Below are 11,185 nucleotides of genomic sequence, written 5' to 3' on the forward strand. Positions count from 1 at the left end.
GCCCGCGAGCGCGGCCGGGGTACCCCGGAGCCCTCCGCACGGGGGCCGGCCCCGGACCCGCCGGCGGATTCGGCGCCGGGGGCGCCCGGCGCCCGCAGCTCGAAGCTGCCGGTATCCGGGTTCATCACCCACATGTCCGCGACGTCCGCGTCGTCCATACCGCCCAGGGGATCGTTGTCCCCGGGCGCGCCACGGTGCGGCCCGTTCCCTCTGTTCACGCCGAGATTCCCTCCGGCTGTATCCGCCGCACGGTCCCCCCGGGCTGTGCTCGGTCCTCATGGGCGACGCCGGGGTTCCGGAGGCGTCCGCACGGAACCCGACGGTGATACGTGATGGTCGGTTTGGAAGCAGCCACCATAACCGGCGAGATCTCGCCATGGTCACCGAGACTGCGAAGTCCTGACGCTCGGATCATCGGAAAAGGGATAAAACCCTTCACCGATGGTTCCCGATTCGTCGTCGGTCGATTGCTGTTCGATCGATGGGGGTCACGGACGGGCGCTTTCGCGCGTATCGCCACCGCGACCCCCTCGAACCTGCCTGCGAGCGTCACTGCTTCTTGCGCGGCGAGGCGCACTTGGTGTTGTCGGCTGTTTCCAGGTTCAGGTCGGCGGCCTTGGGCGGTTCCGGTGTCCGGGCGGGGCCGGTGGTGGTCGAGCTCGTCGGGGTGCCGTCGCCGGTGCCCACGTCCGGAAGATCCGCCCCGATCAGCAATTTGATCGTGGTGTCGCCGGGGCGGGCCGGCTCCAGGGCGGTCTCCGGCACGCCCAGCGCGGTCGCGATCGCCTTCGCCTGATCCCGACTGCCTTCGGGGTAGGTGATCCGGCTGTTGGCGTGTTCCCGCCCGTCCGGCATGGTCGTACCGGAAGTGGCCTTGAAGCCCTGCCGCTTGAGGGTTTCCACCACCGGGGTGATCCGCTTTTTCTCGGTCCCCGTGTCCACCGTCACCTTGATCCGGGCCGCGTCGCTCGGCGCGATCGTCGTCGGCGGCGGAGGCGCCGTCGTGGTCACCGGCGCGGGCGGCGGATCGGTCGCCCCGTCGCCCTTGGTCAACGGCCGGTCGGCTCGGATCGCAGCCCACAGGTTGTCCGCGGCCGGGCGCCTGGGCTGGACCTGATCCGGGGCCGGTCGATAGGTCTCGGTCGGCAGGGTGGCGAACGCCATTCGCTTCTCCGGCACCTTCTTGATCTCGTCGGCCAGGTCGATCAGCTTGTCCACGCCCGCCAGGTCGTTGTCGACGGTGAGCGCACCGACCGCACTGTTCGCGATCCTGAACATGCCGTCCACATTGGTCAGTTTCGCGTTGCTCTTGAGCTCGCGCGCCAGCGACATCAGGAAGACCTTCTGCGCCTCGATCCGGGCCAGGTCGCTCCCGTCCCCGAACGCGTGCCGGGCGCGCAGGAATTGCAGGGCGTCGTTACCGCTCAGGGTGTTCGGGCCGGCCGGGAGCTCCAGTCCGGTACCGCCGCGCGCGTTGGACAGGACCGGGTCGTGGATCGGAGCGTCGAGGCAGATCGGCACCCCGCCGACCGCGTCGGTCAGATCACGGACACCCTTGAAATCGACCTCGATGTAGTGGTCGATCCGGACCTGGAGCATGCGGTCCACGGTGGCGACCGTGCAGGACGCGCCGATGCTGCGGAAGCTGTCGTTGAACTGGCCGAACCGGGCTTCGGTGACCTTCTTGTCCTTGCCCTTGCCGATTTCGCAGCGCGGGATGTCGACCATCGTGTCGCGCGGGATGTTCACGAGCGTGGCGTTCGAGCGGTCGGCGGACAGGTGCATCAGGATCGCCACGTCGGCGAGCCCTTCGTGCCCCTCCGCGCCGTAGCGCCGCCCCTCGCCGATCCGGCTGTCGTTGCCGATCAGCAGGATGTTCATCGGACTTCGGCCCTGATCGTCCTTCGCCGCGGCCGGTGGTCGATTGCTCTTGTCGGCGGTGATCTGGGTGTGATGCAGCTTCCCGTTCAGGTACCGGATGTACCCGTACGCGCTGCCGGCCAGGATCACCAGGATGCCGACCACGGAGATCGCGATCCATTTGAGGCGCTTCTTCACGGTGCTCTTTCTGCGTATGCCCCGCCGGTCGGGTGCCGCAGGCGCCCCGACCTCCGTATCCGCGTCCGTGCCCATGTGTCGAATCCCCTCCGGCAACGTGCCGGGTCACCGCCGATCCGCGGTCACCCGGCCCTCCCTGTGCGGTATCGATGCAATCAGCCCGCGCACACGTCCTGTTCCGCCGTTCGTCCCGAAACCGTGACGATCGGGCCCGTGTCCGCGGCCGAGGTCGGCTTGGCCGGCGGGGTACCGCCGCTGGTGGATGTGGGGTCGGTCGTGGAAGCCGACGAGCCTGGTGCCTCGGTGCCCGAAGGCGACCGGGTGCCGTCCGCCTTCCCGGCGCCGCTCGAACCCGGTGCCGTCGGCGGGACCGTCACCCGGTTGCCGTCCTGGTCGATTTTGGTGCGGGTGGACGGCGTCGACGTCGCCGCCTGCTCGATCCGTACCTCGCCGTTGTTCTCGAAGCCGTTCTCGTCCTTGCCGGTCACCGCCGCGCCGACCGCGACCCGGTCGAGGCGGATCGCCTCGAACAGCCGGTCGGCCTGGGGCTGGATCAGCTCGTCTCGGTCGATGTCGAGTCGGTACGGCCGCCGCGGCACGGTCAGGAACGCGACCTTGTCGTTCGGGATCCCCTTGATGCTGTCGGACAGGTCCATCAGTTCCCTAAGCGAGCTCAGTCCCGGGTCGGCGGTGATCGACCGGGTTCCGGCGTCGAGGAGGTTGTACAACTTCCACGGCTGGGTCAGCATGTCGCCGACCTTGACCTTCTTAACGAGCGCGGCCAGAAAACGCTGCTGGCGAGTCATCCGCTGGGTGTCGCTGCCGTCGTCGACGTTCTTGCGGGCGCGGACGTAGCCGAGCGCCTGCTCGCCGTCGAGCCGGTGCTTGCCGGCGGGCAGATCGATCTTGGCTGCGGTGTCGCGCATCGGCTGACTCAGGCACACGTCGACGCCGTCCACGGCGTTGACCATCTCCTTGAAGCCGGAGAAGTCGATCACGATGTGGTGATCGACGCGGACCCTGGTCATCTGTTCGATGGTCTTGATCGTGCAGGCCGCGCCGCCGATCTCGAACGCGTGGTTGAACTGGTCGCGGTACGCCCGCGATTTGCTGCCGTCCTGACGCACGCACGAGGGGATGTCGACCATCAGGTCGCGCGGAATGCTGATCGCCACCGAGCTCTTCCGGTCGGCGGCCAGGTGCAACAGGATCGTCGTGTCCGAGCGCTTGGTGCCCTCGCCGATGTCGCCGTACTGCTTGTTGTCGCCGCTGCGGTCGTCCGAACCCATCAGCAGGATGTTCGCCGCGTCGTGCGCGACGACCGGCGGACGTTCCTGCTCGGGGCCCAGCTTCGCGGTCAGGTCCTCGGTGGTGATGTTGCCGTCCAGCTTGCGGTAGATCGCGTAGACCGCGACGCTGCCGGCCACCAGGCACAGCGCCACGGTGACCGTGACGCCGATCAGGACTCGCTTGTACACCCGCCGGCGTCGATCCCGCCGGGAGAGCCGATCCGGCGCCGCGGCCTCGCCGGCGGCGGCCATCGCGGCCACGGCGGCGGCGAGCGGCTCCTCGGGGCCGGCCGCGGCGGGCGGGGGCGGTACGGCCGGGGCCGCCTCGACCCCGGCACCCTGCTCGGGCCCGGCCTGCGGACCCGGTTCGGCGGCGGCCGGTGTGCCCGCCTCGGCCGGCGCACCGGCTGCGGATATGGCCGCCGAGGGTATTCCCGCCTCGGGCTCGCCCGGCTCGCCCGGTTTCGCCTCGGATGCGACCGCCGGCGCCTCGGCCTCGCCGGCCGCAGCCAGCTCGTCCGCAACCGGCCTGTCCGTCGCCGGCTCGTCCGCAGCCGAAGCGGGGGCCGTCGCGTTCGATGCGTCCGCCGCGGGAGCCGAGTCGGCGTGCGCGGCGACCGGCCCATCCGCCTCGGCCGCCGTGGTCCGCGGAGCCGATATCTCGGGTTCGGTCGGAGCCTCGGGCGCCGTTTCCGGGCTCGCGTCCCGGCCGGGCTCGGCCCGCTTGCCGGCCCGTTCGCTGTCACTCACGTCGTGTCTGCTTCTTTCCCCAGGGCGCCCAACGCCGATCAAGAGCGACGAACCGCGCGTAGGGCGGCCGTTGCTAGTGATAGACGTGCTGCCACTTCCCCGAGTTGCGTATGCCCTTCCCCCTGTGACGCAGGTCACCGACTGAAGGGGCAGCACATCACGGCGGAGCGGCCCGCGTATCGGCGAGCACGCTACCGTCCGCCACCGTTTCCGTCGTCACGAAGGCGGGACGTCTGTGGACGAATGGGGTGACGAAGCGTCAGTTCGCCTTGCAGATGTCCTGATCCGCGTCCCGGGTGTCGGCCTCGACCGCAGCCTTCGCCGATTCGGACGGTGTGGTGCCGCCGGCGCCGGCGACGGCGACACCGGCCGCCCGGGCGGCCCCGCCCGGCAGGCGGGTGGGCGCGGCGGCCGTGCGGGGCGCGACGGCGACCGAGGGTGTCACACCCGGCGCCGCGTCCGGCTTGCGCCGATCGTCCAGGGGCTCGTCGTTGTTGATCGCGTCGAACAGGCGCCGGGCGTCCGGCTGGATCAGCGCGACCCGGTTGTCGTCCTTCGGCGGGTTGTACACCGGCAGGTGCGCGAAGGTGATGTCCCTGGTCTCCAGGTCCCGCATCCCGTGCGCGAGATCGACCAGCGCCGACACCGAAGCCAGTCCCTCGTCGGCCCGGATCGACTTGGTCAGCGTGTCGGCCAGGGCGAAGAGCCGGGACGGGCTGGAGAGCGTGTCGCTGCTGCGGATCTGCTTCGCGAGCGAGGCCACGAACGCCTGCTGCCGCTTGATCCGACCCAGATCGCTGCCGTCACCGCCGAGCCCGACGTCGTGCCGCAGCCGGACATAGTCCAGTGCCTCCCTGCCGCGCACCTTGCGTCGGCCCGCCGACAACGCGATGTTGCCCTCGCGGTCCTGCACGGTCCTGGGCAGGCAGATCTCCACGCCGCCCACCGCGTCGACCATGCCCTTGAAACCGGAGAAGTCCACGATGATGTGGTGGTCCACGCGCATGTCGGTGACCTTCTCGACAGTGTTGCGTGTGCACGCGGCGCCGCCGAGCTCGAACGCCGAATTGAACATCACCCCGCGCTGCTCGGCGGAGCGTGCGCCGTCCCCGGTCACACACGAGGGGACGGTGACCAGCAGGTCGCGCGGGATGCTCATGACCACCGCGTGCTCGCGGTCCGAGGACAGGTGGACGAACAGCGTGGTGTCCGAGCGTTCGCCGTTGTCCCCGCCGCCGCCCAGCGCGCGGTTCTCGCCGGCCCGTGAGTCCGAGCCGATGATCAGCAGATTCATCGGCTTGCCCTTGCCGTTGCCGCCCACGTCCGGGCGATCGGCGTTGAGTTTGCCGTCCACCGCGTCGGTCTCGAGGTTGCCGTCGAGCCGCTGGTACGCGACGTAGGCGGCCGAGACGCCGGTGAGCAGGATCAGCGAGATGCCGACCCCGATCGGCAGGAACACCCTGCGCCGCCGATTGCGCTTCTTGCGCGCGCGGCGCGCGGCGGCCCGGCCGGAACCGGATTCGATCGGCGCCGTCGACTCGCAGTCGTGGGCCGCAGGCGGCTCGTCGGGCGCGACGGTCGGCCGGCCCGCGTGCTCGGACCGGTACAGGTGATCCCACGTATCCATAACCCACGCCTCCCCGCCTGCTGAGGGACCGCCGGGCACGGCACTACGGGCGGTCGGGGCCACGAAAGCGCAGCACGACCCGTCTTGTCACGGCCTAGTCGGCGGAACGGGTGACGGCACGCGTGACCCGCTCGGCCTCGATGCGCCGCTCCAGCAGGGATTCATCCAGGTGACGGCATACGACGACGGGTACGGACGCGGCAAGCGGCGCGAGTACGCCCGCCTGCAATCCACCCGTTCGGGCGAAGCTCAATGAGGTGAGCAGGCGGTCGCCGGGGACCAGCTTCCATTCCCGCGCGACGGCCTCGCCCGCTTCGGCCAACTCGCCGGCCGTCCACTCGCGCCCGGCCTCGGCAAGCGCCGCGGCGTCCGGGCGTACCGGGCCCTCGGCGACGAACCGGTCGCCGTGCCCGGCCACTTCCGCCGCGTAGTCCAGGAAACCGGCAGGCGGCGTGGGGAATCGCCCGCCCATCGGCCGCAGCGCCAGGGCGACCCGCTCGCCCGGGCAGGTCGCCGCGCGGTCGAGGGTATCCGGGCCGGACACCACCACATCGGCGTCGGCGGGATCCCCGTCGAAGCTCACCACCAGGCCCAGCGACCAGGCCGCGAGCAGCCATACCTGGGTCTGCCAGTGCGCGGGCAACAACAGCGAAACACGTGCGCCGGGCTCCACCGCGAGGTCGTCGCGCAGCAGGTTCGCGGTCTTGGCGACCCAGTTGTCGAACGTCGCGACGGAGAGCTCGACGCGCTCGCCGGTGGCGTCGTCGTAGAAGGTGGTGAAGGGCCGCGCGGAGTCGGCGGCGAGCGCAATGCGCAACTGATCTACCGGGGTGCTGGGCATGCGGCTCAGCCTACCGAGCCCCCGAATCGATGGCGCAAATGGGTGTAATTGCCGCATTTCGTACGGGATTCATCGTCGTACGGGAACCGGTAGAACTCGACTGCCCACGATGGAGGGGCCTTCCCGTGTACACCAGAATCGCGTTGTCGATCGCCGCCCTCGCCGTACCCGCCGTGCTCGCCGGACCACCGGCGCAGGCCGAGGACAGGCCGAGCACCTCCGGTTCGACGGTGACCCTCCCGTTGACCGGCATCGAACAGGAGTCGGACGTCGCCGCGCCACGCGCGGGTCGAACCGAGGTGCTGACCGCCGAACGGGGCACTCCCGCCTACTCGTTGGTCGGCGTCACCTGGGCTGACCCGGGCGCGGGCGCGCGAGTGGCGGTACACGTGCGCACCCGCACCGGCGGAGTGTGGAGCCCGTGGCACGAACTACACGCCGGCGTCGAGGGCACCGGCGGGACGGAAGGCGGCCTCCGGGGCGGCACCGAGCCGTTCTGGGCGGGTCGGTCCGACGGTATCCAGGTCCACGTGGTTGTTCCGGACGGCGTGCTGCCCCAAGACCTGCGGGCCGAACTGGTCGACCCCGGCGACTCGATCCTGGACCGGATGCCACCGCGCGCGAGCCTGCCCACCGGCATCGGCGCCGACGGCCGCGCGGTCAAGGGCCACGCCGACAAGCCGGCGATCGTGGCCCGCAAGGACTGGGGTGCCGACGAATCGCTGCGGGACACCAAGTTCAAGTACACGAACACCGTGCGGGCTGCGTTCGTGCACCACACCGCCGACGGCAACGACTTCCCATGCAGCGACTCGGCCAAGGTGCTCCGGGCGATCTACCGCTACCACGTCAAGACCAACGGGTGGGCCGACGTGGGCTACAACTTCCTCGTCGACAAGTGCGGCACGATCTTCGAGGGCCGCGCCGGCGGCACCGCCAAGCCGGTCCTGGGCGCCCACACCCTCGGCTTCAACACCGACAGCATGGGTGTCGCCGCGATGGGCACCTACACCACCGCTGTGCCGCCCGGACGGATGCTGATCGCCATCTCCCGCGTGATCGCGTGGAAACTCGGCCTCGACGACCGCAACCCCAAGGGCAAGGTCACACTGAGATCGTCGGACGGCGGCAGCCGCTACCCCAAGGGCACGACCCACGCGTTCGACGTGATCTCCGGTCACCGGGACGCGTTCAACACCGAGTGTCCCGGCCAGGCGCTCTACGACCAACTGCCCGCGATCCGCACCGACGTGGCCCTGCGGGTGGGCTGAACGCGTGTTCGGGCGCGGCCGGTCAGGCCCGCTTGTCCACGATCTCCCGAAGCCGCTCCACCAGCGGCGCCACCACCGCCTCGGGCACGAAGCGCTCGCGCGCGAGCGCGACCGCCGCGGCGCGCAGCCGGGCCACCTCGGCCGGGTGCTGGGCCAACCGACGCAGTGCGTCGGTCAGCGCGTCCGAATCGCCCGCCGGCACGAACAACGCGGCCGGTCCGAACAGTCGGCGCTGCGGCGCGGTGTCCGAGGTGAGCACCGCGCACCCAGCCGCAGCCCCCTGGAAGACCTTGTTCGGCACCAGCCGCAGCGCTTTGGCACCGGTACCGAACACGCCCAGGCACACGTCGTGCGCCGCGACCAGACGCGGCAGTTCGGCCTCGGGAACCCAGGTCCGCCAGGTCACCCGCGGCGCCTCCGGGCCGACCAGGTCCCGGGTCCGCTGGGCCTGTAACCCCCGACCGATCATCGTCACCGCGATCGGATATCCGTCCAGCCGACTCAGAGCGGCACCGATCACCGGCGCGCCCTGCACCGGCGAGTACAACCCGAACGAGATCACCCGCAGGTCCTCACCCGGCCGGAAGTCCGGCGCGAAGTCCGCCGGGGGGCCCGCCGGTGGGCCCGCCGCGACATCGCCCGGCGGATCCCCGTGGGCCGGGTCCGCGCCGGAGCCGGGGGCGTCCGTCCCACCCGGGGCGTTGGTCCCGCCCGGCGTCGGGTCGGGATCGGCGCTCGCGCGGCCCGCGTCGAACCACACCGGCGCCGCCCCGATCGGCACCACCACCGCCCGGTCGCGATGCGCGGGCGTGAGCACCCGGCGGTGCTCCTCGGTGTCCACGAGCACCAGCCGGGCCGCCGCGATCGCGGCCTGCTCGATCCGGTCCACCTTGCGCAGTTCGGCCTGCGCCGCCTGGCCGAGCCGATCGGCCACGTCGTCCACGCTCTCCAGGTGGTCGAGCACGAGCGGGATGCCCGGAAACAGCCGGCGGGCGATCTGGATGTCGAGCCGACCCTGATAACCGACGATCACCACGTCAGGACGCGGGGCCCGGCGGGCCTTGGCGACCAGTTCCGCGATGCACCGCGCGTGCCGTATGCGCTGGCGGGGGATCCCCGGATGGGCCGAGGGCGGCGGGACCATCGGCCCGGCGTCCATGTGCCCGAGGGGAACGTTGCAGGTCACCACCTCGATACCGTGGCGCCGCAAGCCCTCGATGAGGATTCCCACCCGGGGGTGGACGGTCGTGTCATAGGTGCCGAACGCCATCACCCGCATAGGTGAAGTCTGCTCTGCGCACATCGGGGCAAAACCGGGAAGGTACCGTGGCGGTCCGAACCCGGATCGCGAGGAGAGTCCGTTGTACCCGAGTGCCCGCCACCGTGTGTGGCGTCCGGGCTTCGCGCTCGACCTGCGGCTGACCCTGGGCCAACTGCGCCGCGGACACAGCGACCCCACCTACCACGCGGGCACCGACGGCTCGGTGTGGCGGACCTCGCGCACACCGGACGGGCCGTGCACGCTGCGGCTGATCGACCGTCCCGCGACCGGCGAGGTCGAGGCGAGCGCGTGGGGACCGGGCGCCGGATGGCAACTCGACGCACTGCCGGCCCTGCTCGGCGCCGAGGACGACCCGGACGCCTTCCTCGCCCGACACGCGATCGTCCGGGACGCCGAACGCCGGTTCGCGGGCCTGCGGATGCCGCGCACGACGCTGGTCCTGGCCGCGCTGGTGCCCTCGATCCTGGAGCAGAAGGTCACCACGATCGAGGCGCGCCGGGCCTTTCGGCTGCTGCTGGGCAAGTACGGCGAGGCGCCGCCGGGGCCCGCGCCGACGGGCCTGCGGGTGGTGCCCGACGTGCGTACCTGGGCGCTGATCCCGTCCTGGGACTGGGTCCGCGCCGGCGTGGACGGGCGCCGCTCGCGCACCGTGATGGAGGCGGTCCGGGTGGCCGGCCGACTGGAGGCGACCACGGACGTGGCGCACCCGGAGGCGGCTCGACTGCTGCAACTGGTGCCCGGCATCGGGATATGGACCGCAGCCGAGACCATGCAGCGCTCGCACGGCGACGCGGACGCGCTGTCGGTGGGTGACCTGCATCTGCCCAAGACGATCGGCTTCGCGCTGGCCGGACACGCGGTCGACGACGCCGGGATGCTCGAACTGCTCGCCGGCTACCCGGGACACCGGCATCGGGCCGCGCTGTTGATCCGGATGTCGGGCGTGAAGGTGCCGCGCCGCGCGCCACGGTACGGTCCGCGTCGGCATTTCGTCGGCAAGGCGTTGTGACCTTGGACGGCTTCGCGGCTCTTTGCGCTTCGCGCGTCGACCACTTGGGTGGGGTGGGTCGGGGGCGCTGACGCGCCGGGGTGGGCGTGCCTGTCGAGTCGAGTGCGGTTCGGGTCACGTTTGTCCTTCGGGACCTCGGGCAGCCGTTCGGGTGAAGGACCCGGCTGTGCAACACCGCAGCACGGAACCGACACCGAGAACGAGGAGGAAGTGCTCGTGACGACCGTCCAGCACTCGATCGACGTGGACGTGCCGGTCCGCACCGCGTACAACCAGTGGACCCAGTTCCGGGAGTTCCCGCAGTTCATGAGCGGGGTCGAGCGGATCGATCAACTCGATTCGACGCGGACCCACTGGGTCACCCGAATCGCCGGAGTGACCCGGGAGTTCGATGCCGAGATCACCGAGCAGCGCCCCGACGAGCGGGTGGCGTGGAAGACCGTGGACGGCCCGCATCAAGCCGGCGTGGTCACCTTCCACCGGCTCGACGACGTGCACACCAGGGTGATGCTCCAAATGGAGTTCGACCCCGACGGCCTGGTCGAGACGGTCGGGGACAAGCTCGGCTTCGTTCGTGGCCGCACCAAGGGCGACCTCGAACACTTCAAGGTGTTCGTGGAGGAACAGGGCCACGAGACCGGCGCCTGGCGCGGCGAGGTCGAGCCGCCCGGCAGCCTCGGCTCCGCCGATCTGCCGCAGACGCCGCCCCCGCCCTACGACAGCCCCGGCATGTCGCCGACGCCCGGGCGTACCGGAGCCCCCGGCGGCGGACACATCCCGCCGCCGCGCCCGCAGGCTCCGCCGAGTGTCGGCGGGACCTCGGTGGGTGGCCACTGACGCGGCGTGACGCCCCCGGACATCGGCCGGACATCGCTTTCGACCGGACGTCGGCAGCGATGTGGGCCCGCCGAATCCGGGCCGGCAGCGCCAGGCGGCAGAGACCGTGCACAAAAGGGTGGGCGCGCCATCTCCAGGACGCCGGGCGCGGGCTTGGCGGTCTCGATGCCCACCGGCACGATCGCGTGCGCGGTCGGCGCGGCGCGAAGCCGCACCCAGTA

The 11,185-nt window shown here is 71.1% G+C and carries 7 protein-coding genes and 1 pseudogene; 3 read left to right on the forward strand and 5 right to left on the reverse strand.

From position 1 onward, the window contains the following. Positions 1-549: 549 nt before the first annotated feature. From ABZS54_RS39415 to ABZS54_RS39430, 4 genes are all read right to left on the reverse strand, one after another. A complete protein-coding gene (locus ABZS54_RS39415) occupies positions 550-2,058 on the reverse strand; it encodes an LCP family protein (protein WP_355547141.1) in 1,509 nt (502 codons plus the stop codon). Positions 2,059-2,213: 155 nt separating this feature from the next. Continuing rightward, the gene (locus ABZS54_RS39420) at positions 2,214-4,097 is read right to left on the reverse strand and encodes an LCP family protein (RefSeq protein WP_355547143.1); all 1,884 of its coding nucleotides are present in this window, start codon (positions 4,095-4,097) and stop codon (positions 2,214-2,216) included. Positions 4,098-4,356: 259 nt separating this feature from the next. Beyond that, on the reverse strand, positions 4,357-5,724 hold the full coding sequence (locus ABZS54_RS39425; protein ID WP_355547145.1) for an LCP family protein: 1,368 nt from the start codon (positions 5,722-5,724) through the stop codon (positions 4,357-4,359). A 94-nt stretch (positions 5,725-5,818) separates the two neighbouring features. Next, positions 5,819-6,565: a TIGR03089 family protein gene (locus tag ABZS54_RS39430; RefSeq protein WP_355547147.1), complete on the reverse strand. Its 747-nt coding sequence runs from the start codon at positions 6,563-6,565 to the stop codon at positions 5,819-5,821. Between the two features lie 125 nt (positions 6,566-6,690). On the opposite strand from ABZS54_RS39430, the gene ABZS54_RS39435 reads away from it, so the two are divergent. Next, positions 6,691-7,836, forward strand: a complete 1,146-nt coding sequence (locus tag ABZS54_RS39435) for a peptidoglycan recognition protein (protein ID WP_355547149.1) — start codon at positions 6,691-6,693, stop codon at positions 7,834-7,836. 22 nt (positions 7,837-7,858) lie between these two features. Here ABZS54_RS39435 and ABZS54_RS39440 read toward each other — a convergent pair whose 3' ends face one another. Continuing rightward, a complete protein-coding gene (locus ABZS54_RS39440) occupies positions 7,859-9,115 on the reverse strand; it encodes a glycosyltransferase (RefSeq protein WP_355547151.1) in 1,257 nt (418 codons plus the stop codon). Between the two features lie 82 nt (positions 9,116-9,197). Between ABZS54_RS39440 and ABZS54_RS39445 the strand changes: the two genes are divergently transcribed. Beyond that, complete coding sequence (locus ABZS54_RS39445; RefSeq protein ID WP_355547153.1) at positions 9,198-10,127, forward strand: DNA-3-methyladenine glycosylase 2 family protein; 930 nt, start codon at positions 9,198-9,200, stop codon at positions 10,125-10,127. A gap of 216 nt (positions 10,128-10,343) precedes the next feature. Then, a pseudogene (locus ABZS54_RS39450) lies at positions 10,344-10,787 on the forward strand (SRPBCC family protein); the annotation flags it as partial. Positions 10,788-11,185: the final 398 nt, after the last annotated feature.

Source organism: Embleya sp. NPDC005575 (genome assembly GCF_040605455.1).
In the GTDB taxonomy this organism is placed as follows: domain Bacteria; phylum Actinomycetota; class Actinomycetes; order Streptomycetales; family Streptomycetaceae; genus Embleya.